At 60.6% G+C, this 25,019-nt stretch carries 23 protein-coding genes; 6 read left to right on the forward strand and 17 right to left on the reverse strand.

Annotated elements, in window-relative coordinates; all coding sequences use genetic code 11:
• Positions 1 to 53 precede the first annotated feature (53 nt).
• Positions 54 to 1,253 (forward strand): CaiB/BaiF CoA-transferase family protein, encoded by a 1,200-nt coding sequence (locus IH404_RS22935; RefSeq protein ID WP_194439118.1) that lies wholly within the window; start codon positions 54 to 56, stop codon positions 1,251 to 1,253.
• 170 nt (positions 1,254 to 1,423) lie between these two features.
• Here the strand turns inward: IH404_RS22935 and IH404_RS22940 are convergent, their stop codons facing one another.
• The gene (locus tag IH404_RS22940; protein WP_032803962.1) at positions 1,424 to 1,708 is read right to left on the reverse strand and encodes a DUF3509 domain-containing protein; all 285 of its coding nucleotides are present in this window, start codon (positions 1,706 to 1,708) and stop codon (positions 1,424 to 1,426) included.
• A gap of 206 nt (positions 1,709 to 1,914) precedes the next feature.
• Between IH404_RS22940 and IH404_RS22945 the strand changes: the two genes are divergently transcribed.
• On the forward strand, positions 1,915 to 2,577 hold the full coding sequence (locus tag IH404_RS22945) for a response regulator transcription factor (protein ID WP_005791073.1): 663 nt from the start codon (positions 1,915 to 1,917) through the stop codon (positions 2,575 to 2,577).
• On the opposite strand, the gene IH404_RS22950 is transcribed toward IH404_RS22945, so the two are convergent.
• The 6 genes from IH404_RS22950 to xerD all read right to left on the reverse strand — a co-directional run bounded on the left by IH404_RS22950 (position 2,546) and on the right by xerD (position 12,408).
• The gene (locus IH404_RS22950; protein WP_032879641.1) at positions 2,546 to 3,790 is read right to left on the reverse strand and encodes an EAL domain-containing response regulator; all 1,245 of its coding nucleotides are present in this window, start codon (positions 3,788 to 3,790) and stop codon (positions 2,546 to 2,548) included. The genes IH404_RS22945 and IH404_RS22950 overlap by 32 nt on opposite strands.
• Before the next feature lie 233 nt (positions 3,791 to 4,023).
• A complete protein-coding gene (locus IH404_RS22955; RefSeq protein ID WP_194439120.1) occupies positions 4,024 to 7,593 on the reverse strand; it encodes a transporter substrate-binding domain-containing protein in 3,570 nt (1,189 codons plus the stop codon).
• A 129-nt stretch (positions 7,594 to 7,722) separates the two neighbouring features.
• Entirely contained in the window at positions 7,723 to 9,132 is a 1,410-nt protein-coding gene (thrC, locus tag IH404_RS22960) for a threonine synthase (RefSeq protein ID WP_194439122.1), read from the reverse strand.
• A gap of 67 nt (positions 9,133 to 9,199) precedes the next feature.
• Complete coding sequence (locus IH404_RS22965) at positions 9,200 to 10,504, reverse strand: homoserine dehydrogenase (protein WP_005791086.1); 1,305 nt, start codon at positions 10,502 to 10,504, stop codon at positions 9,200 to 9,202.
• A 127-nt stretch (positions 10,505 to 10,631) separates the two neighbouring features.
• A complete protein-coding gene (locus IH404_RS22970) occupies positions 10,632 to 11,363 on the reverse strand; it encodes a thioredoxin fold domain-containing protein (protein WP_005791088.1) in 732 nt (243 codons plus the stop codon).
• A gap of 148 nt (positions 11,364 to 11,511) precedes the next feature.
• Entirely contained in the window at positions 11,512 to 12,408 is an 897-nt protein-coding gene (xerD, locus tag IH404_RS22975) for a site-specific tyrosine recombinase XerD (protein ID WP_194439125.1), read from the reverse strand.
• Between the two features lie 107 nt (positions 12,409 to 12,515).
• Between xerD and IH404_RS22980 the strand changes: the two genes are divergently transcribed.
• Positions 12,516 to 14,324 (forward strand): sodium:proton antiporter, encoded by a 1,809-nt coding sequence (locus tag IH404_RS22980; RefSeq protein WP_194439127.1) that lies wholly within the window; start codon positions 12,516 to 12,518, stop codon positions 14,322 to 14,324.
• Here IH404_RS22980 and IH404_RS22985 read toward each other — a convergent pair whose 3' ends face one another.
• The 6 genes from IH404_RS22985 to ffh all read right to left on the reverse strand — a co-directional run bounded on the left by IH404_RS22985 (position 14,325) and on the right by ffh (position 18,392).
• Positions 14,325 to 14,738, reverse strand: coding sequence for an acyl-CoA thioesterase (locus IH404_RS22985; protein WP_005791095.1), 414 nt, complete (start codon positions 14,736 to 14,738; stop codon positions 14,325 to 14,327).
• Between the two features lie 81 nt (positions 14,739 to 14,819).
• Entirely contained in the window at positions 14,820 to 15,170 is a 351-nt protein-coding gene (gene rplS / locus IH404_RS22990) for a 50S ribosomal protein L19 (protein WP_003175895.1), read from the reverse strand.
• Between the two features lie 45 nt (positions 15,171 to 15,215).
• Positions 15,216 to 15,989 (reverse strand): tRNA (guanosine(37)-N1)-methyltransferase TrmD, encoded by a 774-nt coding sequence (gene trmD / locus IH404_RS22995; RefSeq protein ID WP_173664496.1) that lies wholly within the window; start codon positions 15,987 to 15,989, stop codon positions 15,216 to 15,218.
• A complete protein-coding gene (gene rimM, locus IH404_RS23000; RefSeq protein WP_194439129.1) occupies positions 15,971 to 16,507 on the reverse strand; it encodes a ribosome maturation factor RimM in 537 nt (178 codons plus the stop codon). Before rimM ends, trmD begins: the two co-directional genes overlap by 19 nt.
• A 5-nt stretch (positions 16,508 to 16,512) precedes the next feature.
• Positions 16,513 to 16,764: a 30S ribosomal protein S16 gene (gene rpsP / locus IH404_RS23005; protein ID WP_003175899.1), complete on the reverse strand. Its 252-nt coding sequence runs from the start codon at positions 16,762 to 16,764 to the stop codon at positions 16,513 to 16,515.
• Positions 16,765 to 17,015: 251 nt separating this feature from the next.
• Entirely contained in the window at positions 17,016 to 18,392 is a 1,377-nt protein-coding gene (gene ffh, locus IH404_RS23010; RefSeq protein WP_017139724.1) for a signal recognition particle protein, read from the reverse strand.
• 241 nt (positions 18,393 to 18,633) lie between these two features.
• On the opposite strand from ffh, the gene ccsA reads away from it, so the two are divergent.
• From ccsA to IH404_RS23025, 3 genes are all read left to right on the forward strand, one after another.
• Positions 18,634 to 19,437 carry a cytochrome c biogenesis protein CcsA gene (gene ccsA / locus IH404_RS23015; protein ID WP_019817239.1) on the forward strand — a complete coding sequence of 268 codons (804 nt, stop codon included), beginning with the start codon at positions 18,634 to 18,636 and terminating at the stop codon, positions 19,435 to 19,437.
• Between the two features lie 12 nt (positions 19,438 to 19,449).
• Entirely contained in the window at positions 19,450 to 20,688 is a 1,239-nt protein-coding gene (locus IH404_RS23020) for a transporter associated domain-containing protein (RefSeq protein ID WP_005791125.1), read from the forward strand.
• Between the two features lie 281 nt (positions 20,689 to 20,969).
• The gene (locus IH404_RS23025; protein WP_005791128.1) at positions 20,970 to 22,280 is read left to right on the forward strand and encodes an MFS transporter; all 1,311 of its coding nucleotides are present in this window, start codon (positions 20,970 to 20,972) and stop codon (positions 22,278 to 22,280) included.
• A 114-nt stretch (positions 22,281 to 22,394) separates the two neighbouring features.
• Here IH404_RS23025 and purT read toward each other — a convergent pair whose 3' ends face one another.
• From purT to IH404_RS23045, 4 genes are all read right to left on the reverse strand, one after another.
• Positions 22,395 to 23,576, reverse strand: coding sequence for a formate-dependent phosphoribosylglycinamide formyltransferase (gene purT, locus IH404_RS23030; RefSeq protein WP_005791130.1), 1,182 nt, complete (start codon positions 23,574 to 23,576; stop codon positions 22,395 to 22,397).
• Between the two features lie 70 nt (positions 23,577 to 23,646).
• Positions 23,647 to 24,114 carry a preQ0 transporter gene (locus IH404_RS23035; protein ID WP_005791131.1) on the reverse strand — a complete coding sequence of 156 codons (468 nt, stop codon included), beginning with the start codon at positions 24,112 to 24,114 and terminating at the stop codon, positions 23,647 to 23,649.
• A gap of 147 nt (positions 24,115 to 24,261) precedes the next feature.
• A complete protein-coding gene (locus IH404_RS23040; protein WP_005791133.1) occupies positions 24,262 to 24,477 on the reverse strand; it encodes a DUF1289 domain-containing protein in 216 nt (71 codons plus the stop codon).
• Positions 24,474 to 24,998, reverse strand: a complete 525-nt coding sequence (locus tag IH404_RS23045; protein WP_005791135.1) for a gamma carbonic anhydrase family protein — start codon at positions 24,996 to 24,998, stop codon at positions 24,474 to 24,476. Before IH404_RS23045 ends, IH404_RS23040 begins: the two co-directional genes overlap by 4 nt.
• Positions 24,999 to 25,019: the final 21 nt, after the last annotated feature.

Consider the following 25,019-nt stretch of genomic DNA (forward strand, 5'->3'; position numbering starts at 1 on the left):
CTCGCCTATGTTAAAAAGCAGGACACCATCGTCCCGCGCTTGTAAGGATCCCCATGTCGCTCAACGCCAAACCACTTGCCGGCCTGAAAGTCATCGAACTGGGCACCCTGATCGCCGGCCCGTTTGCCTCACGCATTTGCGCTGAATTCGGTGCCGAGGTGATCAAGGTCGAATCCCCGGACGGCGGCGACCCGCTGCGCAAATGGCGCAAGCTGTATGAAGGCACCTCGCTGTGGTGGTTCGTACAGGCCCGTAACAAGCAGTCGCTGACCCTCAACCTCAAGCACCCCGACGGCCTGGCAATCCTCAAAAAACTATTGGCCGACGCCGACATCCTGATCGAGAACTTCCGCCCCGGCGTGCTGGAAAAACTCGGCCTGAGCTGGGAAACCCTGCACGCTCTGAACCCCAAGCTGGTGATGGTGCGCCTCTCGGGCTTCGGCCAGACCGGGCCGATGAAGGATCAGCCAGGGTTTGGTGCCGTGGGTGAATCCATGGGCGGCTTGCGCTATATCACCGGCTTCGAAGACCGCCCGCCGGTGCGCACCGGGATCTCCATCGGCGACTCGATTGCCGCGCTGTGGGCGGTGATCGGCGCGCTGATGGCGCTGCGTCATCGCGAGGTCAACGGCGGGTTGGGCCAAGTGGTGGATGTGGCGCTGTACGAAGCCATCTTCGCCATGATGGAAAGCATGATCCCCGAGTTCGATGTGTTCGGATTTATTCGCGAGCGTACCGGCAACATCATGCCCGGCATTACACCGTCTTCTATCCACACCAGCGCCGACGGCAAGCATGTGCAGATCGGCGCCAATGGCGATGCAATCTTCAAGCGCTTTATGGCGACCATCGGCCGTGACGACTTGGCGAACGACCCGCAATTGGCCAGCAACGATGGGCGTGACAGCCGCCGCGACGAGCTGTATGGCGTGATCGACCGCTGGGTCAACTCGCTGCCGCTGGAGGAGGTGATTGAGCAACTGAACAAGGCTGAAGTACCCGCCAGCCGTATCTACAGCGCCGAAGACATGCTGGGCGACCCGCAATTTCTGGCCCGGGAGATGTTCCTCAAGGCTCAGCTCCCGGACGGCAAGGACTTCAAGATGCCGGGCATCGTGCCCAAGCTTTCGGATACACCGGGCAGTTGTGAATGGGTGGGCCCGCAGCTGGGTGAACACAACAATGTGCTGCTCAATGCCCTGGGCTACGACGCGGCAGCTATTGCACGTCTGCGTGAAAATGGCGCGATCTGAGAATCTCGGGCAAAAAGAAACCCCGAGCAGTGGGGAGACAACTCGGGGTTAAACGTGGCCTTAAAAAGGCACGCACAGCAAGCGACAAACACCGGAGCACAATGATTGCTCTTGCTGTTACGGACTCTGACTGACCGCCGCGTAGGAAGGTTCCGAAGAAAAATAATGTTTCATGCGAGTGCGCCGCCACGGGTTTGGGCAGCATTGCGCAATGCAGCAATGACCGAGGGTTCCAGGCGCCCTTCGGCGATTTTCACGTCGCGAAGCAGGCAATCCGCGACATCCACCAGCGCACGCTTGTCGGACAATTGCGCGCGATCGACGTCGCGCTCGACCACAATCGCGCCGCCGGGATTCTTTACGGTTACCAGGCAGTCTTCCCGCACACCAGAAGTGGTCAGCGTAACCTGATAAGGGCTCAGTGCTTCACTGAGCAATAGGTGGATACTTTCCATCTCGATCACCACTCAATCATTCGAAAAAGGTTCGAAAAACAAAAATGTCACGAAGAGGCTGACATTCAAGTGACCCGTGCTCAAAGCAGAAAGTTCTACCTTTTGTGTAATCCACTGCTTGAGGAAAACGAGCATGCACGGAAAAGATGACAGAGAAAAAACACAGGCTCACACGCTAGAATCCCTGGATTACCTGGGAGCCTGCCTTGAGAGCTGCGTCTGAAACACCTTTGCGCGTCGTCATTGCCGACGATCATCCGATTTTCCTGATTGGCCTGCGCGCAGTGCTTGAGCGTGACCCGCACATCAGCATCGTCGGGGAGGCCAACTCGCCGCAGGCCCTCAATGCGTTGCTGCAAGACTGTGCCTGCGATGTGCTGGTGACCGACTTTATGATGCCTGCCGAGCCCCATGCCGACGGGTTGCGCCTGATTGACCAACTGCGCCGACACTACCCGGACCTGCCGATTGTGGTGGTCACCATGCTCAACAATGCCGGTTTGTTTCATTCGATTCTGACATCGGGCGTGATGGGCCTTTTGAGCAAGGCCAGCCTGGCCGATGAACTGCCGCAGGCGATTCGTCAGGTCCGCCAGCAACGCACCTACGTGGCCCAGACCATTCGCCAGGCGCTGAGCCTGGCCGGAGAAGTCGGTGCCGATCGCCTGCACTCCCAAGAACAGTTGTCACCCCGGGAGCTGGAGGTGATTCGCCTGTTGGCCACTGGCATGACGGTGGGCCAGATCGCCGCGAATCTGCATCGCAGCAAGCAGACCGTCAGTGCGCAAAAAGTCAGCGCCATGCGCAAACTGGGGCTGGCCAATGATGCCGCCCTGTTTATTTATGTGCAGGAACACGGGCTGGCCTAGCCTGGAACGCAATCCATTGCTTAAGCGCCTCGGCCTCCATCGGCCGGGCAATGAAGCAGCCTTGCAACCACGCCGCCCCCAACTCACCCACAGCGTGGTAGTCGGCAGCACTTTCAACCCCGGTAACCACCACCGCGATATCCAGACGCGCGGCCATGCTCATGGCCCCCGCCACCACAGCCGCCTTGCGATCGTCATCGGCCATTCCGCAGGCAAACGCCGGGGGGATTTTCAGTTCAGTGAAAGGCAACTCCAGCAAATGCTGCAAGCTGGTGCCGCCCATGCCGAAATCCCCGATGGATAACTGGCAACCCAGCATCCGCAGGCGCAACAAGCCAGTGAGGTGGGCACTGTCGGTTTTCAGCGTTGAGGTTTCCACCAGCTCCAGGGTGAGGCTATGGGCGGGTATGCCGTGAAGTTGCAGCAGCCCCTGCAATATCTGTGGGAAGTGTGTGCGCTCAAGCATACGTCCGGGAATGTTCACCGCCACCGGCAGCACCTGGCCGGTCTCGCCCATGACCTGGTTGGCCAGGCCAAGTGCCTGTTCCAGCACATGCCAGGTAAAGGCCTCTTCCATGCCGGCAAACTCCAACACCGGCAGGAACTCTTCGGGCAGCAGCAATTGAGCGTGCGGCAACTGCCAACGCGCCAGCGCCTCCACCCCTTGCAACACCCCGGCCTGGCTGACGATGGGTTGGTACCAGACCCTGCCGCAGGCCGCGATGGTGGCTTGGCTGACGTCCGCCGACGGTGGCAGTTGTTCCCGCGCGCTCAACCCCAGCAACTGGCGCACACGCTCCCAGGACAGCACCGCTGGCCCTGGGCGCAAGTGCCGCTGACAATCGGCCAACACCTGCCCGATCAGCGTTGCCGAGGCCGGCTTGGGCAAGCACGCCAGCACGTTGAGGCCCAATTGCCGGGCCATGTTCGCCACGCCTTCGAGCACATCGGGCTCGGCGTTGCTGAGCAGTACCAACACTTGAGCCAAACGGCGCTCGGCCAGTTCGCGGATCAACTCCAGCCCATCGCCCTGCTCCAGGTACAGATCGCAGATGGCGACATCCACCGGGCCTTTGCTGTCCAGGGACTGGCGAGCCGTTTCGACATCTTCAGCAGTCAGTACATTGAACACGCCATTGGCATTGAGCATCTGGTGCAGTGCCATCAGCTGAAACGGGTTGTCTTCGAGGATCAGGACATTGAGAGAGCGCATGGGTCATGAAGTCGGTACTGGGAAAAGTCCTTCACAGTAGCCATAAGACGCGAAGCGTCCCATAGGACGTGTCCGAAATAAGTCACCCTGTAGGAGCGAGCTTGCTCGCGAAAAACGTTAACGATAATGGGTGCTTCCTGAATAAACGCGGAGCCTGTGAGGTTTTCGCGAGCAAGCTCGCTCCTACAATGGAGCTGGCCTCTTCCCACATTTGGAACGAGGCGTATCAGCCGTCAGTCCAGATAAGGCTGCAGATCGCGACGAAACACTTTCAACACCTCAGACAACCTCAACCACGGCTCCTCAAGCTCAGCCCCACGCTGCTCCCGCGCGCATTGCTCAAGCACCACACAAGCCTTGGCCAACGGCAGCGCATCCACCAGCGAACAAATACCCTTGAGCCGATGCAGCGCCGCATTCAAGCGCGCAACATCACGCTCGGCCAATGCGCTGGCCAATACCTCATGCTCGTGATCCAGGCTTTTTGCCAGTTCTTGCAACATGCTATGCAGCACAGGCCCGTCAGCCTGGGTCATGGTACGCAGGGCCTGGATATCAAACGAACGCTGCGGCGCCACCCGCACCAGCACGCGCGTCCAATCCTCCAGAGTCACCGGCTTGACCAGCAGCTCATCCATACCCGCGTCCTCGCAGCGTCTTTGTTCATCTTTCATCGCGTTCGCCGTGCAACCGATCAACGCACAACGGGGCCGTTGTTCTTCGGTTTCGATACGCCGGACCGCCTCGCTCAAGGCATAGCCGGACATACCCGGCATCTGGCAATCGGTCACCAGCACGTCGAAACGCTGCTCACGCCAACGCTGCAACGCGGCCTCGGCCGAATCCAGAGCAATCACCTGATGCCCCAGGAACTGCAACTGCTGCGCCAGCACCAAGCGGTTGGCCGCCAAATCATCCACCACCAGCACCGACAGGCTACGCCCCGCTGGGGGCAACGCTGGCGCTGGCGTGGCCGGCACATCGTCGGTGCTGACCCGATCAAGGCGCAGGTCGATGCACACCTCGGTGCCCTCACCCACCACGCTTGCCAAGTGAATGCGACCGCCCATCAACTCCACCAATTGCTTGCAGATACTCAGGCCCAGCCCGGTGCCGCCATGTTCCGCCGCGGTCAATGCGCTCACTTGGGTAAACGGCTTGAACAACCTTGGCTGCTGTTCGGCGCTGATCCCCGGGCCGCTGTCTTCGACGCACAGGTGCAGGTATTCGGTATCAGACTCATCCCGCTGGCAGGTGACGCTGAGCCGCACCCCACCCTGCTCGGTAAACTTCAGCGCATTACCCAGCAGGTTGTGCATCACTTGGCGTAAACGCAGCGGATCGAACCAGTAATAGCCCTTGGCCGCAGGATCAAACGCCAGGGTCAAATGCAGGCCCTTTTTTTGCGCCGTGGCTTCGAACAGACGCTGGATGCCTTCGAAAAAACCCTTCAACTCGGTGGTTTGCGGAACCAGTTGCAGGTGACCGGCCTCGATCTTGGCCAGGTCCAGGCTGTCGCCCATCAGCGCGATCAGCTCACGCGCTGAACGATGGGCCACCTGTAATGCTTCAGAGACGGGCTGGCCGCTTGCCAGGCAGCGTTCCTGCTCCAGCTCGAGCAAACCGATGATGGCGGTCATGGGTGTGCGAATTTCATGACTTAGCGCAGAAAGAAATGCACTTTTGGCGTAGTTCGCTTCGTCGGCAGCCTGGCGGGCATCCATCAGTTGGTGCTCCAGGTCTTTGCGTTCGTTGATATCGATCCAGCCGCCCAGCAGCCCCTGCAAGCGGCCCTGAGCATCGAAGAACGGAACCGTCCACTGGTAAACATGAAAGCTGCCGCCGTTGAACTCCAGCTCGCGATCGACAAACAACGACTGTTGCGTGGCCAGTTGTTCCATATGGCCGGCGTGCAGGCGCGCCGCCGTGGCCTCGGGCATTACCCCACTCTCCATCAGCGTCAGCCCCTGAATCAGCTCAAGCCGGGTCGCCAGTTGCTGTTCATAGCTTTTGTTGCAGGTCACCAGCCGCCCGGCCAGGTCGCGCACAAACAGCGGGTTGGGCATGCCGTCGAGTAACGCACGTTTGAACGCCAATTGGTCATTGAGCCGCTGCTCGGCCTCCAGCCGCTGGCGAATCTGACGCTTGAGCCGGCTGTTCCACACCAGCGATACCAGCACAAACAGCAGCGCCGTGGCCACCATCCAATACGCCCAGGGCGGCACCCGTTGCCAGGCCGGTAGGGGGATCGCCACAGCGCCGATCCAGCGCAGGCGCAGTGCGCTCAACTCGGCCACCGGCAAGGCTTCCAGGGCCTTGTTCAGGATACTCAGCAGCTCAGGCTGGTCCTTGCGTACCGACAAGCAATTGGATGACCACTTGCCGTCGACACTGCGGCCAATACGCAAGCCTTCCTGGGAGTAACTCTGGACCTCCACCTCGGTCTGCAACGTGGCAGCGGCCTCGCCCCGTTGCACCAGTTCGCGGGCCTGGGCGTAATTGTCCACCAGGCGCAGCTTGATCTGCGGGTGCATCTGGCGGATGTAACTCTCCAGCACATGGCGCGCCGGCAGCGCCAGGACCTTGCCTTCCAACTGCTTCAACCCAGTCAGCGGCGTGGCATCGGCGCGTTCGACGAACACCCAGCCGGAGCCGCCAAAGCCGTGACTGAAGTCAAGCAGCGCCCTGCGCTCCTGATTCGACGCCAGGGTGGTGTTCATCTGCGCCCTGCCCGTTTCCAGCCATTCCAGGGTTTGCGCGGTGGAGTGCACCTCTTCGAAGACAAACTGCAAACCGGTCATGCGCGATATGCGGTGCAGCAGGTCGACATTCAAACCCACCCAGTGACCGTCCTTGTCCTTGAATATGTAAGGTGACATCTGCTGCGCCACCACCACGACATGGGGATGCTGCAACAGCCAGGTGCGCTCCGAGGCCGACAATTCAACGCGCTCACCCCTGAAGCCGACACCGAGCCCTGTGGTCCAGCGGCCCAGGATCTCCCGCTGCACCGACTCGTCAATGCTCGCCAAGGCGCGGTTCATCATCGCCCCCAGCAATGGGTCGGCCTGACGGGTGGCGAAAGCAAAGCCGATGGGCGCCAGCCGGCTTTGTTCCTTGATCTGCAACCCCAGGTAAGGCCGCAGCGATTTGTAGGCCCGCACAATCACTTCATTGCCGATAAACGCATCGGCATCACCTTGCTTGAGCGCTTCCAGGCCGCTGTAGAGGTTGGGCGCGAGCATGATGTGGCTATCGGGGTAGGCCGCCTGCACGTTGTGCACATTGGCGTAGCCATCGAGCAATACGACTTTCTTGCCCGCCAGGTCGTCCTCTTGAAGCTCATCGCGACGCAGCACCACCACTGACCGATCGGGCATGTAGTCCTGGGTGAACTGCAAGCCGGGCACATCGCGCTCATAGCCGTTGGCGCTGGTCAGGATATCGATGGCTCCACTGCGCAGCGCCTCGACCGCCTGGGCCCGCTCGGCAAAGCCCAGCACCTGCATCGGCACCTGCAAGCGCGCGCCGACCAGGCTCAGGTAATCGGCACTGATACCCTGGTAGCGGTTGCGGTCGCGGGTGATATCGATCGGCTGATAGTCATCAATGGAAATGCCCACCTTCAACGTCCGATGCGTCGCCAGCCACTTCTGCTCTGCGGGCGCCAGGGGCAAAGGCTCAAGCGGGATAAACGCCGGCACCAGCTTGAAGGGCAGGCTGACGGCCGCCAGGCTTACCGGTAGTTGGGTGAGCCACAGCATGCACATCAGCCGCACTGTCCATTGAATCAAAACCTGCACCGATTTGGCTTCCTTGATTGGGCGAAGGAACAAGTATGGCTCGCCAAAATAAAAAAGCCCGTCACGAGGACGGGCTTGGCCGACTGCAAAAAAGCTAACTGCCGGATGTAATCTGATCAACTGCGGGCATCAGAGCGGCTTGCCACGATTGCCATGCTGGTTGACAAACGCCTGCACCGCCTTCAGGTCGTTAGCCAACACGGTGCAGCGCTCTTCACGCGCGAACAGGTCGGCCAGGTGCTCCGGCAATTCCAGCGCCTTGCCAACACCGGCCTTCTCCACCGCTTCGGGGAATTTGACCGGGTGCGCGGTACCCAGGATCACCATCGGAATATCCAGGCTGCGGCGGCATTCGCGCGCAGCTTTCACGCCGATAGCTGTGTGGGGGTCGAGCACTTCGCCGCTCTGGGCATAGACCTCGGCAATGGTTTCGCACGTCTGCGCATCATCCACGGCCAGGGAGTCGAACAACTTGCGGGTTTCGGTCCAGCGTTCTTGTTCGACGCTGAAACCGCCACCCTGCTTGAAGCTGCTCATCAGCTCGGCCAGCGCCGCGCCATTGCGACCGTGCATGTCGAACAGCAAGCGTTCGAAGTTAGACGAGACCATGATGTCCATGGATGGCGACAGTGTGGCGTGCAGGGTTTCCTTGACGTACTGGTTGCCGCTCATGAAGCGGTGCAGGATGTCATTGCGGTTGGTAGCAACGATCAACTGATTGATCGGCAGGCCCATGTTGCGTGCCAGGTAACCGGCGAAGATGTCGCCGAAGTTTCCGGTCGGCACCGAGAACGACACCGAACGCGCCGGGCCGCCCAGTTGCAGGGAGGCGTGGAAGTAGTAGACGATCTGGGCCATGATCCGCGCCCAGTTGATCGAGTTCACCGCCACCAGGCGTGTGCCCTTGAGGAAGCTCTGGTCAGCGAAGCTGTTCTTGACCATTTCCTGGCAGTCATCGAAGTTGCCTTCGATGGCGATGTTGTGGATGTTCTCACCGAAGATGGTGGTCATCTGGCGACGTTGCACCTCCGACACGCGCTTGTGCGGGTGCAGGATGAAGATGTCGACGTTTTCGCAGTGCTTGCACCCTTCGATGGCAGCCGAACCGGTATCACCGGAGGTGGCGCCGATGATCACCACGCGCTCGCCGCGTTTTTCCAGCACGTAGTCCAGCAGGCGCCCCAGCAGTTGCAGGGCGAAGTCCTTGAACGCCAGGGTCGGGCCATGGAACAGCTCCAGCACCCACTCGTTGCCGTTCAGCTGGCGCAGAGGCGCGATGGCGCTGTGGGCAAACACGCCGTACGTCTCTTCCAGGATCTTCTTGAAGTCCGCATCCGGAATGCTGCCGGTGACGAACGGGCGCATTACCCGGAACGCCAGCTCGTGGTACGGCAGGCCGGCCCAGGAAGCGATTTCTTCCTGGGTGAAGCGTGGCAGGTTTTCCGGCACGTACAGGCCGCCGTCGGTGGCAAGGCCTGCCAGCAGGACGTCTTCGAAATTCAGGGCCGGTGCCTGGCCGCGGGTGCTGATGTAACGCATGACTGGCTCCTCTAAAACATTCTCGAACAGGGGCCGCCGAAGCTGCGGGGCCCCTGGAACAAATCGGTTAGTTCAAGTGCTCGACGCGAATGCGCACCACCGGGCCGACCACACCTTGCAGGGCTTCGAGGGCGTGGATGGCATCGTTGATATGCTGCTCGAGCACGCGATGGGTCAGCAGGATCATCGGCACCTGGCCGTTTTGCTCCTCGACTTCCTTCTGCATGATCGATTCGATGTTGATACCGCGCTCCGACAGAATGCTGGCGACCTGGGCCAGCACGCCCGGATGGTCCTGGGCCTGGATGCGCAGGTAGTAGGCGCTTTCGCAGGCTTCGATCGGCAGGATCGGGTGGGCCGACAGCGAGTCCGGCTGGAAGGCCAGGTGCGGCACGCGGTTTTCCGGGTCGCTGGTCATGGCGCGAACCACGTCCACCAGGTCGGCGATCACCGACGAAGCAGTCGGCTCCATGCCGGCACCGGCGCCGTAGAACAGGGTGGAGCCGGCGGCGTCACCATTGACCATCACCGCGTTCATCACGCCGTTGACGTTGGCAATCAGGCGGTCGGCGGGGATCAGCGTCGGGTGCACACGCAACTCGATACCGGCCGGGGTGCTGCGCGCCACGCCCAGGTGCTTGATGCGGTAGCCCAGGGCTTCGGCGTAATTCACGTCGGCGGTGGTCAGCTTGGTGATGCCTTCGGTGTAGGCTTTGTCGAACTGCAGCGGGATACCAAAGGCGATGGACGCCAGGATGGTCAACTTGTGTGCTGCGTCGATGCCTTCCACGTCAAAGGTCGGGTCGGCTTCGGCGTAGCCCAGGGCCTGGGCTTCGGCCAGTACGTCTTCGAAGGTACGGCCCTTCTCGCGCATTTCGGTGAGGATGAAGTTACCGGTGCCGTTGATGATGCCGGCCACCCAGTTGATGCGGTTGGCAGACAGGCCCTCACGGATCGCCTTGATCACCGGGATACCGCCGGCCACCGCGGCTTCGAACGCCACGATCACGCCCTTCTCGCGGGCCTTGGCGAAGATCTCGTTGCCGTGCACGGCGATCAGCGCCTTGTTGGCGGTGACCACGTGCTTGCCGTGCTCGATGGCCTTGAGCACCAGCTCGCGGGCCACGGTGTAGCCGCCTACCAGCTCGATGACGATATCGATCTCAGGGTTGGTGGCCACGGCGAACACATCGTTGGTAATCGCAATACCGGTCGTTTCGAACTGAGGCTTTGGCGAACGCGTGGCAATTTGCGCCACTTCAATCCCGCGACCTGCGCGGCGGGAAATTTCTTCAGCGTTACGCTGAAGTACGTTGAAGGTACCGCCACCGACGGTCCCTAACCCACAGATGCCTACTTTGACCGGTTTCACTGAAGAACTCCCCATGAAACGGCCGACGCTAGGTCGGCCGTGAAAACAGCCGCACAACTGCGGCTCTCAATTAATGACCCGTCGACAGTTCGGCGGGTCATGATCGTCAAAGCTCGACGATTAATGCTTACTTGGCACCCAGTGCCAGTTTGGCAACTTGCGGCGCCGGCTGGTAGCCCGGAATCACCTGGCCGTCGGCCAAAACGATGGCCGGTGTACCGTTCACACCAATAGACTGGCCCAGGGCGAACTGCTTGGAAACCGGGTTGGCGCATTTGGCCGATTTGATTTCCTTGCCGTCGACCATCTTGTCCATGGCGGCCTTCTTGTCGGCCGAGCACCATACGGCCTGCAACTGCTCGTCACCCGGCGAACCCAGGCCCTGGCGCGGGAACGCGACGTAGCGCACTTCCACACCCAGCTTGTTCAGTGCCGGTATCTCGGCGTGCAGCTTGTGGCAGTACGGGCAGGTGGTGTCGGTGAACACGGTGATGTGGGTCTTAGTCTCGCCGATGGCCGGGTACACCACGGTTTCAGCCACCGGGATGCCGTTGATCAGCTTGGACACGCCCAGGCGCTCGGCCTTCTCGGTCAGGTTGACCGGCTTGCCGTCCTTGAGCTGGAACAGGTAGCCCTGCACGATGTACTGGCCATCGGCACTGGCGTACAGCACGCGGCTGCCTTTGAGCTTGACTTCATACAGGCCGGCCATCGGGCTGGCGCTGATGCTTTCGATCGGGGTGTCGAGCGCCAGGTTGGCCAGGCTCTTGCGAATGGTCTGCTCGGCCGCATCATCGGCGACAGCAAAGGTGGAAACCAACGCAATGGCTGCGGCGGCAATAATCTGGGTCAAGCGCATGGGAACTCCTGAAGGCAGAGGCAGGGACGGGAGCAGAATACTGATCTGGAACACAACGGGTGCCGTCCCCTTTGCGAACCGGCAAAGCCTACCACAGTTGGGCGGGAGGGCAGACCGCGACAGGTAAAATGGGCCATTTCTGACGGTTTTATCCGCGCGGGTGATGCTTGGCGTGCATATCCTGCAAACGGGCGCGTGCCACATGGGTGTAGATCTGGGTTGTGGATAAGTCGCTGTGCCCGAGCAGCATCTGTACCACGCGCAAATCGGCGCCATGGTTGAGCAAATGGGTGGCGAACGCATGGCGCAGGGTGTGGGGCGACAGGGCCTTGCCGATTCCAGCCACTTTGGCCTGGTGCTTGATGCGGTGCCAGAAGGTCTGGCGGGTCATCTGCTCGCCGCGCAGGCTGGGGAACAGCACATCACTGGGGCGCCCACCGAGCAATTCGTGGCGCGCATCGCGCATGTAGCGCTCGACCCACACAATCGCCTCCTCGCCCATGGGCACCAGCCGCTCCTTGCTGCCCTTGCCCATCACGCGCAATACGCCCTGGCGCAGGTTGACCTGCTCCAGGGTCAGGCTGATCAGTTCGGTCACGCGCAGGCCGCAGGCGTAGAGCACTTCCAGCATGGCGCGATCACGTTGGCCGATGGCTTCGCTGAGATCCGGCGCAGCCAGCAAAGCCTCCACGTCAGCTTCCGACAAAGACTTGGGAAGAGGCCTGCCTAATTGCGGCATATCGACTTGCAGAGTGGGATCGGCCGTGATGAGCTTTTCCCGCAGCAGGTAGCGATAAAAGCCACGCACGCCGGAGAGAAACCGTGCGGTGGAGCGCGGCTTGTAGTTCTGCTCCAGGCGCCAGGCCAGGTGATCGAGGATCAGCTCGCGCCCGGCGTTGATCAGCTCAAGGTTTTTCTCCTGCAACCAGCCGTTGAACAGGGCCAGATCACTGCGGTAGGCCTGGCGCGTGTTGTCCGAGAGGCCTTTTTCCAGCCAGAGGGCGTCGAGGAAACGGTCGATCAAAGGGTGGTCGATGGCGGGCATGGGTACTCAAAGCGGCGCAGCATGGGAGCTGTGCGAATTATTTAGTGAACTGTGGCAAGGGCCGCTAGTCTTTCATAGCCCGCTACTTCAAGGAACAGGAAGCTTCAATGAATGAACAACAGATTTTGCTGGCCTTTGGCGGTATTGGAGTGGCGGCGCTGGGCTGCCAATGGCTGGCCTGGCGGCTCAAGCTGCCGGCGATCCTGTTTCTGTTATTGACGGGTATTTTGGCGGGGCCGGTACTGGGCTGGCTCGACCCTCAGGAGATGTTCGGCCCCCTGCTGATGCCGTTGGTGTCCCTGGCCGTAGCGCTGATCCTGTTCGAAGGCAGCCTGACCCTGCACCTTTCGGAGTGGAAGGAAATCGGCAGCGTGGTGCATCGCCTCGTCACGGTTGGCGCCCTGTCGACCTGGGCAGTGATCACCCTGGCCACTCACTGGCTGCTGGGTTTTGACTGGATGCTCGCGCTGCTGTTCGGCACGCTGACCCTGGTAACGGGCCCGACCGTGATCGTGCCGATGCTGCGCGTGGTACGCCCCAAAGCCTCCATCGCCAATATCCTGCGCTGGGAAGGCATCGTCATCGACCCGATTGGCGCGTTGCTGGCGGTGGTGGTCTACAGCTTCATCATTGCCCGGGCTTCCGGCGACGGCTTGAGCCACAGCCTGCTGACCTTTGGCGGCGTCATCCTCTGCGGCAGTTTGTTCGGGATCGCCGGCGGCTGGGTACTGGGGCAGATCATGCGCCGGCAGTGGTTGCCGGAATACCTGCATAACCTCGCGACGCTGGCCGGTGTGCTGGGCATCTTCATTGCTGCCAACCAGGTGATGCATGAGTCCGGCCTGCTGGCGGTCACGCTGATGGGGATGTGGATGGCCAATATGAAGGGCGTGGATGTCAGGCATATCCTGCACTTCAAGGAAAACCTCAGTGTGCTGCTGATTTCCGGGCTGTTCATCCTGCTGGCGGCGCGCCTGGACCTGAATGCCTTGATCGCCCTGGGGCCATTCGTGCTGATTCTGCTGGTGATCATCCAGTTTATTGCACGCCCACTGAACGTAGCGCTCTCAACCTTTGGCTCCGGACTCAACTGGCGCGAGCGCGCGCTGCTGGCCTGGATCGCGCCACGGGGCATTGTGGCGGCGGCGGTATCGGCGATCTTTGCGATTCGCCTGGACGAGGCAGGGCATGAAGGCGCGTTATTGCTGGTGCCGCTGACCTTCGCGGTGATCATCGGCACCGTGGTGCTGCAAAGTGCCACGGCGCGCCCCTTGGCGCGCCTGCTGAAAGTCGCCGAGCCTGCGCCCAGCGGTTTCCTGATCGTCGGCGCGAACGGCCCGGCGCGGGCGCTCGGCAAGGCATTGCAGCAATTGGGCAGCCGGGTGTTGCTGACGGATTCCAGCTGGGAAAATATCCGCGCCAGTCGCATGGAGGGCCTGCCGACCTACTTCGGCAACCCCGCCTCCCAACATGCCGAGTCCCATCTGGATCTGGTCGGCCTGGGGCATTTGCTCGCGCTCTCCCCGTCCGGCGAGCTGAACGCCTTGGCGACCATGCGTTTTCGCCATGATTTCGGCCATCACCTGTTCGCCCTGGCCAGCAGCCAGGAAAGCCGTCGCACCGACAAACACAAGGCCAGCCACGAACACCGCGGCCACCTGCTGGGCAGCCAACCCCTGAGCTATACCAAACTGGCCAGCCTGTTGGGCCAGGGCGCCGAACTGTATAGCACCAACCTCACCGACGGCTTTGGCTGGGAGCAGTACCAGGCGTTGCACAGGGAGCGCGCCACCTTGCTGTTTGCCCGGGACACCAGCGGCTGGGTGCATGTGGTTACGCCCGAGAGCAGCTTGAAGCCCGTGGCCGGCTGGACCCTGCTGGCGGTGATTCAACCGGAGAACGGCAGCGCCACGTAATCAGTCGGCAAACCCAGGCAATACCGGTACAGGGCGTTTGTCCGCGTCAATCGCGACAAAGCTGAACACGCCCTGGATCGCCTTTTCACGGCCATCAGCGCTCATGCTCTCGACAAACACTTCCACTTCAACCTTGAGGCTGGTGTTGCCGACTTTGATCACCCGGCCGATCAGCTCAACGATGGAGCCGGCCGGGATTGCGTGATTGAAGTCGATACGGTCGGTGGAGACCGTCACCAAAGGCAAGCGACAGAAACGCGTGGCGGCGATGAACGACACTTCGTCCATCCATGCCAGGGCGGTGCCGCCGAACAGGGTGTTGTGGTGGTTGGTGGTCGGCGGGAACACGGCCTTGGTCACGCGGGTGACGGACAGGTCGGTGCGGCGCTGGATTTCTTCGAGACGGGTGGTCATGGTCAATACCGGCAAATGGACAAATTTCAGACACAAAAAAGCAGCCCGTAGGCTGCTTTTTTCTGCATCGGGAAGCTGGACTTAAGCCAGTTTTTCCTTGATGCGAGCTGCTTTACCGGACAGGTCACGCAGGTAGTACAGCTTGGCTTTACGTACGTCACCGCGACGCTTGACGGCCATGCTGTCGATTTGCGGGCTGTAGGTCTGGAAAGTACGCTCTACGCCAACACCGTTGGAGATTTTACGAACAGTGAAAGCACTGTTCACACCACGGTTACGCTTGGCGATTACCACGCCTTCGAACGCTTGCAGACGCGAACGGTCGCCTTCCTTCACTTTCACCTGAACGACAATGGTGTCGCCCGGGGCAAAGGTAGGGATCTCTTTGGTCATCTGCTCTGCTTCGAGTGCAAGGATGATTTTGTTAGTCATGCTGTGCTCCTAAGGTAAGTCAATGGACCTACCATCGATACGTTGTTAACTATCGTCCCGCGCGAGGATGTATTCCTCGAGCAGCTTCTTCTCTTCTCCAGAAAGCGAGCGGCTTTCCAGAAGATCGGCGCGTCGTTCATAGGTCCGACCAAGGGACTGCTGTAAACGCCAACGCCGGATGTGTGCGTGATTGCCACTTAGCAATACGTCGGGAACACGCTGATCCGCATACACCTCCGGTCGGGTGTAGTGCGGGCAATCCAGCAAACCATCCGTGAAGGAATCCTCCTCCGCAGAGTCCACATGCCCTAAAGCTCCAGGCAGCAGTCGTGTAACCGCATCTATCAGGACCATTGCCGGCAGCTCGCCACCAGACAATACATAGTCCCCAATCGACCACTCTTCATCGACATGAGCTTCAATAAAACGCTCGTCAATGCCTTCATAGCGACCGGCAATCAGGATCAAACTTTCCTCATTCGCCAGTTCGCGTACCGCCGCCTGTTTCAGCTGACGGCCTTGAGGGGACAGGTAAATTACCTTCGCCTTCTCCCCGGCGGCTGCCTTGGCCTGAACCAATGCATCTTCCAGGGGCTTGATCTTCATCACCATGCCCGGGCCACCGCCAAATGGGCGATCGTCCACAGTGTGATGTCGATCCGTCGTGTAGTCTCGCGGGTTCCAACAGGTGAGCTGCAACAGCCCCTGTTTCACCGCCCGACTGGTGATGCCGTACTCGCTGATGGCGGAAAACATCTCGGGAAACAAACTGATCACTTCAATGCGCAAATTAGCCACGCTTAGAAGTCCGCGTCCCATTCCACCTTCATCTCGCCCGCTGCCAGGTCGACGGCCAACACGCATTGCTCGGTATAGGGCAACAGGCGTTCGCGATCATCCAGGCTGCCAGCGCAAGGCTTGACCACCATTACATCATTGGCGCCGGTTTCCAGAAGATGATCGATTTTCCCCAGCAATTGCCCGAGTTGATCAATAACCTTCAGACCTTCCAGCTGGTACCAGTAGTACTCGCCGTCGGCCAATTCAGGGAACAGGTTGCGCGGCACGCAGATCTCGTAACCGGCCAGAAGACGAGCTTCTTCACGATCATCAAGACCCTTGAGCTTTGCGACCAGGAACTTGTCGCTCCCGCGTCCACTGACCAGCTCGACCTGTTTCACACTCCCTTCGCGCTTGAGCGTCCAGGTTTTGTACTGCAACAGGTTTTCAGTCGGATCAGTAAAGGAATACACCTTCACTTCGCCGCGAACGCCATGAACAGAGTAAATCTTGCCGATAACGATCAAATCATCAGCAACAGCTGGCGTCGCGTTCATATTGCTCAGGCTGCGGCCTTAGCCGAGTCCTTCAACAGTTTTGCAACGCGCTCGGATGGCTGTGCGCCAACGCTCAGCCAGTAGGCTACGCGCTCTTGGTTCACGGACAGACGAACTTCTTGACCACGAGCAACAGGGTTGAAGAAACCAACCTGTTCCTTGTGCGAACCGTCACGCGGGTTGCGGCTGTCGGTTACGGTCAAGTGGTAAAACGGGCGCTTTTTGGAGCCGCCAAGGGCAAGACGGATTGTTAGCATGTGAACATCGTTCCTGTAGTCGGTGCTGCAAATCTAAATGCACAGCGGGCATAGGTGCCCGAAAGGCCGCATATTCTAAGGAATATCCGGACTTTTGCAAATGTCTTTTTCTGGCGCCTATCAGCGTGCCATTCAGATCTGCTATAGAGCCGTCGGTTAAAACGGCGAGTCAGCCCCCGCCAACGGCGGGTTTGCTGGAGATCCCACATCCCTGTGGGTCGGAGCAGGAGCTGGGCTCCCACTCGAATACTTTACATTTTCGGCATGCCGCCGCCGGGCAACATACCGCCCATGCCGCGCATCATCTTGGCCATCCCACCTTTGGCGGAGAATTTCTTCATCATCTTCTGCATCTGCTTGTGCTGCTTGATCAAGCGACCGATGTCCTGCACCTGGGTACCGGAACCCATGGCGATCCGGCGTTTGCGCGAACCGCTGATCAGCTCAGGGTCGCGGCGCTCGGCCGGGGTCATGGAGTTGATGATGGCTTCCATCTGCTTGAACTGCTTCTCTGCCGCGCCCTGGGCATTGCCCATTTGCGCCAGGTTCACACCACCGATGTTGGGCAGCTTGTCCATCAGGCCGCCGAGGCCGCCCATGTTCTTCATCTGTTGCAACTGGTCACGGAAGTCTTCGAGGTCGAAGCCCTTGCCCTTCTTCAGCTTCTTGGCCAGCTTGTCGGCCTTGTCCTTGTCGAGCGTGGCTTCGGCCTGTTCGATCAGGCTGAGCACGTCACCCATGCCGAGGATACGCGAGGCAATACGCTCGGGGTGGAACGGTTCGAGCGCGTCGCTCTTCTCGCCCATACCGATGAACTTGATCGGCTTGCCAGTAATGGCACGTACCGACAGCGCGGCACCGCCCCGGGCGTCACCGTCGACCTTGGTGAGGATCACGCCGGTCAGCGGCAGTGCGTCACCAAAGGCCTTGGCGGTGTTGGCCGCATCCTGACCGGTCATGGCATCGACCACGAACAAGGTTTCGACCGGGTTGATCGCGGCATGCAGCGCCTTGATCTCGCCCATCATCTCTTCGTCGATGTGCAGGCGACCGGCGGTATCGACGATGACCACGTCGATGAACTTGAGCTTGGCTTCTTTAATAGCCGCGTTGGCAATGTCGACCGGCTTCTGGCTCAGGTCGGACGGGAAGAAGGTCACACCCACTTCGCCCGCGAGCATTTCCAACTGCTTGATGGCCGCCGGACGGTACACGTCGGCCGACACCACCATCACGGATTTCTTCTTGCGCTCTTTAAGGAAGCGCGCCAGCTTGCCGGCGGTGGTGGTCTTACCCGCGCCTTGCAGGCCGGCCATCAATACGACGGCTGGCGGCACAGCGCTGAGGTTCAAGTCTTCGTTGGCCGCGCCCATCAGGCTTTCGAGTTCGGCCTGGACGACCTTCACGAAGGCCTGGCCCGGGGTCAGGCTGCGGGACACTTCGGTGCCGACCGCGCGCTCTTTGACCGAGTTGACGAAATCCTTCACCACCGGCAAGGCCACGTCGGCTTCCAGCAACGCCATGCGCACTTCACGCAGGGTGTCTTTAATATTGTCCTCGGTCAGCTTGGCCTTGCCGGTAACGTGGCGCAGCGTCTGCGAGAGACGGTCAGTCAAGTTTTCAAACATGCGCGATCCTTTCAGGCCCTACTCATCGAAATGCAGGTAGACCGAGGTAATGGCGGCCCAGGCTGTGGTCAATCGCTATTAAAAACAGCGCTCGCCGAGCCTGCGGCGTGGGCAGGTCGCGGATTATAGCGAAGACTGCGTCCATGCACACCCGCTGTCTGGCCCGGGAGTCTTTCTTGCAGCGCAGGTGTGTGCCAAACTCAACGCCTTTCGGGCTTGCCTACCAGGATTTATGCTCCCCTTGTCACCCAGTTTGCTACCCAGCCTCGCCGCCGCCATTCTGTATGCCGCTGCGACTCTCTATCAGGGCACTCGTCTGGCCCAAGGCGCCAAAGCGGACAAACGTCTGCTCGTCGGCCTTGGCGTGCTGGCCCTGCTGGCCCATGCCGCCAGCCTGTTCACTCACCTGATGACGCCGGTGGGCCTGGGCCTGGACTTTTTCAGCGCCGCCAGCCTGATCGCCGCGGCCGTCATCGCACTGACGCTGCTGGCCTGCTACCGCATTCCGGTCGAGAACCTGCTGGTGCTGCTATTCCCCCTGGGAATGCTGACGGTATTGCTGGCGCAATTCACCCCTACCGGCACCGTACAGGTGATCGATGAGGAGCCCGGCATCCTTGCCCATATCCTGTTGTCGATCCTCGCCTACGGCATGTTCACCATCGCGGTGTTCCAGGCCCTGCTCCTGCTGCTGCAGGATCACCAGCTCAAGCACAAGCACCCCTCAGGGCTGATCAAGAACTTCCCGCCATTGCAAACCATGGAAAGCCTGCTGTTCGGATTCCTGTGGGCCGGTTGGACCCTGCTGTCGCTGTCGCTGATTTCCGGCTGGCTGTTCGTCGAGAACCTGTTCGCCCAGCACCTGGTGCACAAGACCCTGCTGGCGTGCCTGGCCTGGGTGGTGTTCAGCGTGCTGCTGTGGGGCCGCAACCGCCTCGGCTGGCGTGGGCACAAGGCAATCCGCTGGACCCTGGCCGGGTTCTGCCTGCTGATGCTGGCCTATTTCGGCAGCAAGCTGGTTCGCGAATACATCCTGCATATCTGACGGGCAGCGATCATGGATAACTTGCCTTTGGAGCCGATGCTCGCCGTCATTGCCTTGCTGATTTTATGGGCGGCGCTGTTTACCGCCATCGAAGCAGCACAACAGCATCTGTTGGCCCTGCGCCCCGGTACCCGTCAGGGCGACAAGGCTGCCGCACGCCTGAGCTTTCCGCGCCATAGCCTGATCCTGTGCAACAGCCTGTGCCGCGCCGCCGTGGTGATCCTTTGCACGCTGCTGGCAATCTATGCCTGGGCGCAGAACGGCCCATGGCTGGGTTGGCTGATCTCTTGTGCACTGCTGCTGATTCTCGCCGACTACCTGCCTCGCATCCTGGCCACCCGCCATCCGCAAGCGGTGTTGGGTTTCGGTAACGCCCTGCTGGGCGTGCCGCTGAAAATCCTCTACCCGCTGGCCTGGCTGCTCAACGGCATCAGCCTGTTGCTGCTGCGCCCGTTCGCGCGCAAATCCGGCGTGGTGAAAAACAGTGATGAGCCGCTGCCGGACCATGACGACCAAGCCCCGCCCGAGGCCGACGAAGACCGTGCGCCCGGTATGCCCGGCATCCACGCGCTGGATAACATCACCGTCAACGACATCCTGGTGCCCCGCAGTGAAGTGGATGGCATCAACCTGGATGACTCGATCGACGAGATCATCGAGCAGCTGCGCAGTTCCCAACGCACGCGCCTGCCGGTGTTCCACAGTGATATCAACCAGGTCGAAGCGGTGCTCAACACGCGCCAGGTCCAGCATCTGCTCCCCGACGCAAGCCTGACAAAAGAGGCGCTGCTCGCTGCCTGTCACGAACCCTACTTCGTCCCGGAAAGCACGCCTCTACAGCTGCAGCTGCTTAACTTCCACAAGCAACAGCGGCGCCTGGGCATGGTAGTGGACGAATACGGCGAAGTGCTGGGCATCGTTACCCTGGAAGATATCCTGGAAGAAATCGTCGGCGAATTCGAAAGCGATCAGGCTGTGGATAACCCCCACATCGAGGCCCAGCCCGATGGCCGCTACATCATTGACGGCGCCGCTTCGATCCGCGAACTGAACAAAAGCCTGGGCTGGCACCTGCCCAGCGACGGCCCCAAGACCCTCAACGGCCTGGTGACCGAAGCGCTGGAAACCATCCCCGATTGCGCGGTGTGCCTGAAGATCGGCCGCTATCGCCTGGAAATCCTCGAAACCGAGGACAACCGGGTGAGCAAGGTGTTGATCTGGCATACCAGCCATGTGCCGGTGGCCGCCTGACCTCAGCAGGCTCAACCAGCTCCCACATTGATCCAGTTCCAGGCCATAGATCCTCACCAGCCCCTTGTTGGATCCTTAGCCCCCTTCCTATAATCCCTGCGGCTTACCCAAGCCCCGCCCGACCGCGTGCTACCCGCACTCAGCGTGTCCAGGCACCGCTTTATCATGTCCGACCGGTGTTTGCTCCCATCCCGAGCCGCCCCGCGCACAACCCTGATCCATGGGTGTTCGACCAATAATAATCCGCGTCCAAACGCGCAATGACCGTCAGGGATACTGCCATGAGCACCACCTACCAAGAGGCTGCGACCGCCGCGCCGACCAATTCGACCGCCCGCGTCGCCACGGCGAGCATCGTCGGCACCGCCATCGAGTTCTACGACTTCTATATCTACGCCACGGCTGCTGCGCTGGTGATCGGCCCGGTGTTCTTTCCCCAGAGCTCCGGTACGGCGCAGATGCTGGCGTCGTTCCTGACCTTTGGCATCGCCTTTATCGCACGCCCGCTGGGCTCGGCGCTGTTCGGCCATTTCGGCGACCGCATCGGGCGCAAATCCACTCTGGTGGCCTCGCTGCTGTTGATGGGTGTGTGCACCACCTTGATCGGCTTGCTGCCAGGCTATGACAGCATCGGCGCCTGGGCACCGATTCTGTTGTGCGTATTACGCTTCGGCCAGGGCCTGGGCCTTGGCGGGGAATGGGGCGGCGCGGCATTGCTGGCGACCGAGAACGCGCCCAAGGGCAAGCGCGCCTGGTTCGGCATGTTCCCGCAACTGGGCCCGTCGATTGGCTTTCTGGCGGCCAACGGTTTATTCCTGATCCTGGCCATGAGCCTGAATGACGAGCAGTTCCGTAGCTGGGGCTGGCGTATTCCGTTCATTCTCAGCGCCGCACTGGTGATGGTGGGCCTGTATGCACGCCTGAAGCTGCATGAAACCCCAGTGTTCGCCAACTCCGTAGCCAAAGAAGCACCGGTGAAGGTGCCACTGGTGGAACTGTTCAGCCAGCATTGGCTGCCGGTGCTACTGGGCGCTGCGTCGATGGTGGTGTGCTACGCGCTGTTCTACATCACCACGGCGTTTTCCCTGAGCTACGGCGTTTCCACACTGGGCTACAGCCGCGAGACGTTCCTCGGCTTACTGTGCTTTGCCGTGCTGTTCATGGGCTTGGCGACGCCGCTGGCAGCGCTGGCCAGTGATCGTTATGGACGTAAGCCGGTGCTGATCGTTGGGGCGATCCTGGCGATTCTCTCGGGCTTTACCATGGAGCCACTGCTGACCCACGGCTCGACCTGGGCCGTGGCGCTGTTCCTGGCGTTGGAGCTGTTTCTGATGGGTGTGACCTTCGCACCGATGGGCGCCCTGCTGCCGGAGTTGTTCCCGACGCGTGTGCGTTATACCGGTGCTTCGGCGGCGTATAACCTGGGTGGGATTGTCGGGGCGTCTGCAGCACCGTTCTTCGCGACCAAGCTGGTGGCGATGGGTGGGCTCAGCTATGTCGGTGGGTATGTGTCGGCGGCAGCGTTGTTGAGTTTGATTGCGGTGCTGTGCCTTAAAGAGACGCGGGATAATGATTTGAACAAGGTCGCCTGATAGACCGCTATCGCAGGCAAGCCAGCTCCCACATTAGAAAGCATTCACACATCAAACTATGTGAACCCAATCAAATGTGGGAGCTGGCTTGCCTGCGATAGACGCGACGCGGTTTTAGAGCTCTACAACAACAGCCTTCGAAGCGCGGGTAGCTTTAGCCCGTGCAGCCTCAATCGACTCATCCCGCGCCAGTGCCACACCCATACGGCGCTGGCCATTCACTTCCGGCTTGCCAAACAGGCGCAACGCCGTGTCCGGCTCGCTCAATGCAACGCCGAGGTTGGCAAACGCCGTCTGGGTCGACTGCCCTTCCACCAGGATCACCGCCGATGCCGAAGGCCCGAACTGACGGATCAACGGAATTGGCAAGCCCAGGATGGCGCGAGCGTGCAGCGCGAACTGCGACAGGTCCTGAGAAATCAGTGTGACCAAACCGGTGTCATGTGGGCGCGGCGACACTTCGCTGAACCACACCTGATCGCCCTTGATGAACAACTCCACACCAAACAGACCACGGCCGCCCAGGGCTTCGGTTACCGCCTTGGCAACGCGCTCGGATTCGGCCAGGGCGATCGGGCTCATGGCCTGTGGCTGCCAGGACTCCTGATAGTCGCCCTTCTCCTGACGATGGCCAACCGGCGCGCAGAAGGTGGTGCCGCCAATGTGGCGCACGGTCAGCAGGGTAATTTCGTAGTCGAAATCGATAAAGCCTTCGATAATGACTCGACCCTTACCGGCACGCCCGCCTTCCTGGGCGTAATCCCAGGCTTTCTGCACGTCATCAGTGCTGCGCAACAGGCTCTGGCCCTTGCCCGACGAACTCATCACCGGCTTGACCACGCAGGGGAAGCCCAGGTCCTGGACGGCCTTGCTGTAGTCTTCGAAGGTGTCGGCAAAGTGGTACGGCGAGGTCGGCAGGTCCAGTTCTTCGGCGGCCAGACGACGGATGCCCTCACGGTTCATGGTCAACGACGTGGCGCGGGCGGTCGGGATAACCGTGAAGCCTTCAGCCTCCAATTCCACCAGAGTGGCGGTGGCGATGGCTTCGATTTCCGGCACGATGAAGTGCGGCTTCTCCGCCTCGATGACTGCACGCAGCGCCGCACCGTCGAGCATGTTGATCACGTGGCTACGGTGCGCCACCTGCATGGCCGGCGCGTTGGCGTAGCGATCCACGGCGATCACTTCAACACCCAGGCGTTGCAGTTCGATCACCACTTCCTTGCCCAGCTCACCGCAGCCACACAGCAAAACGCGGGTCGCGGTTGGCGACAATGGAGTTCCGATTCGGGTCATCTCAGGTCCTCAGGGGAGCGGATCATGGGGGAGAAAGGCCGGCATTTTACATGAACTGTAAAAATTGGCCTCAGTTGGCGATGGTGCGGCGGCGGATGCGCCAGGCCATGATCAGCCAGACCACGGTGACACCGGCAAATTTAGACACCAACGCCGTGCCCGCCACCGCCGGTGTGAGCGCGCCGATCAAGCCGAAGAAAATAAAGGTATCGAGGGGAATACTCAGTGCCGAACTTATCCACAGGCGATCATGCAGCGGGCGTTTGGTGATGCTGAACACCAGCCAGTCGATGCACTCGGACACCGCGAACGCCGTAGCACTGGCCAGGGCGATGGACGGGTCGGAAGTGATATACGAAAGCACCAGCGCCGCCAGCATGGCGATGATCGCGCCGTGGCCGAAGCGGGTTTGCACCATGTCGCGCAGGATAAATACCAGGCCACCCCAGGCGGACCAGATGACATCCAGGTGCGGGGCGGTGGAGAAGGCGAAGTTGATCAGCACGACGCTGCTGATGTAGGCGATCAGGAAAAACATGGGGATGGACCTGTGGGTAATGCCGCACAGGGTACACAATTACAAGGATGTCGTCTGGCAGGGCCTCATCGCAGGCAAGCCAGCTCCCACATTTGAACGCATTCACACATCAAGGGTGGGAGCTGGCTTGCCTGCGATAGCGGTGGTTCAGGCACCGGATTTACCAGAAGCCATAAACACCAACCCACCCGCCACCGCCCGCTCATGACACAACCCCAACACCACCCGGCGCTCGGCGTTATCCATGCGGCTCCAACGCGTAATCTCGTCCACGCTACGCTGGCAACCGGTACAGATATCGTCCTCATCCAACGCGCAGATACTCACGCATGGCGAGGCTACAGGCCGTTCAACCGCACTCATTCTTCCTGCTCAACCAAGTCTCGGGCATAGCGCTGCGAATTATGCACATAGTGCGCGGCACTGGCTTCGAGCATGCGTTTCTGCGCCTCGGTCAGCTCACGTACCACCTTGCCCGGCGAGCCCATCACCAGCGAACCATCGGGAATTTCCTTACCTTCGCCGATCAGCGAATTGGCGCCGATGATGCAATGTTTGCCGATCTTGGCGCCGTTGAGGATCACGGCGTTGATGCCGATCAAGCTGTAGTCGTCGACGCTGCAGCCGTGCAGCATGGCGTTATGGCCGATGGTCACGCCAGTGCCGAGGGTAAGCGGATAGCCCATGTCGGTGTGCATCACGCTGCCGTCCTGCACGTTGCTGTTCTTGCCGATCAGGATCAGTTCGTTATCGCCGCGCAACACCGCGTTGAACCAGACGTTGGCGCCCTCCTCCAGCTTGACCTTGCCCACCAGCGTGGCATTGGGTGCGACCCAACTGTTGGGATGGGTCTCGACACGGGCGTCGCCCAGGCGGTATTTCATGGTTTTCCCTCACGGCTTGCC

This window comes from Pseudomonas sp. OST1909, assembly GCF_015277575.1.
Classification (GTDB): Bacteria; Pseudomonadota; Gammaproteobacteria; order Pseudomonadales; family Pseudomonadaceae; genus Aquipseudomonas; species Aquipseudomonas synxantha_A.

Coding starts and splice junctions, on each gene's coding strand:
- IH404_RS22935 (WP_194439118.1), top strand. CDS start 54: ATGTCGCTCAACGCCAAACCACTTGCCGGCCTGAAAGTCATCGAACTG.
- IH404_RS22940 (WP_032803962.1), bottom strand. CDS start 1,708: ATGGAAAGTATCCACCTATTGCTCAGTGAAGCACTGAGCCCTTATCAG.
- IH404_RS22950 (WP_032879641.1), bottom strand. CDS start 3,790: ATGCGCTCTCTCAATGTCCTGATCCTCGAAGACAACCCGTTTCAGCTG.
- thrC (WP_194439122.1), bottom strand. CDS start 9,132: ATGCGTTACATCAGCACCCGCGGCCAGGCACCGGCCCTGAATTTCGAA.
- IH404_RS22970 (WP_005791088.1), bottom strand. CDS start 11,363: ATGCGCTTGACCCAGATTATTGCCGCCGCAGCCATTGCGTTGGTTTCC.
- xerD (WP_194439125.1), bottom strand. CDS start 12,408: ATGCCCGCCATCGACCACCCTTTGATCGACCGTTTCCTCGACGCCCTC.
- IH404_RS22980 (WP_194439127.1), top strand. CDS start 12,516: ATGAATGAACAACAGATTTTGCTGGCCTTTGGCGGTATTGGAGTGGCG.
- IH404_RS22985 (WP_005791095.1), bottom strand. CDS start 14,738: ATGACCACCCGTCTCGAAGAAATCCAGCGCCGCACCGACCTGTCCGTC.
- rplS (WP_003175895.1), bottom strand. CDS start 15,170: ATGACTAACAAAATCATCCTTGCACTCGAAGCAGAGCAGATGACCAAA.
- trmD (WP_173664496.1), bottom strand. CDS start 15,989: ATGGGACGCGGACTTCTAAGCGTGGCTAATTTGCGCATTGAAGTGATC.
- rimM (WP_194439129.1), bottom strand. CDS start 16,507: ATGAACGCGACGCCAGCTGTTGCTGATGATTTGATCGTTATCGGCAAG.
- rpsP (WP_003175899.1), bottom strand. CDS start 16,764: ATGCTAACAATCCGTCTTGCCCTTGGCGGCTCCAAAAAGCGCCCGTTT.
- ffh (WP_017139724.1), bottom strand. CDS start 18,392: ATGTTTGAAAACTTGACTGACCGTCTCTCGCAGACGCTGCGCCACGTT.
- IH404_RS23020 (WP_005791125.1), top strand. CDS start 19,450: ATGGATAACTTGCCTTTGGAGCCGATGCTCGCCGTCATTGCCTTGCTG.
- IH404_RS23025 (WP_005791128.1), top strand. CDS start 20,970: ATGAGCACCACCTACCAAGAGGCTGCGACCGCCGCGCCGACCAATTCG.
- purT (WP_005791130.1), bottom strand. CDS start 23,576: ATGACCCGAATCGGAACTCCATTGTCGCCAACCGCGACCCGCGTTTTG.
- IH404_RS23035 (WP_005791131.1), bottom strand. CDS start 24,114: ATGTTTTTCCTGATCGCCTACATCAGCAGCGTCGTGCTGATCAACTTC.
- IH404_RS23040 (WP_005791133.1), bottom strand. CDS start 24,477: ATGAGTGCGGTTGAACGGCCTGTAGCCTCGCCATGCGTGAGTATCTGC.
- IH404_RS23045 (WP_005791135.1), bottom strand. CDS start 24,998: ATGAAATACCGCCTGGGCGACGCCCGTGTCGAGACCCATCCCAACAGT.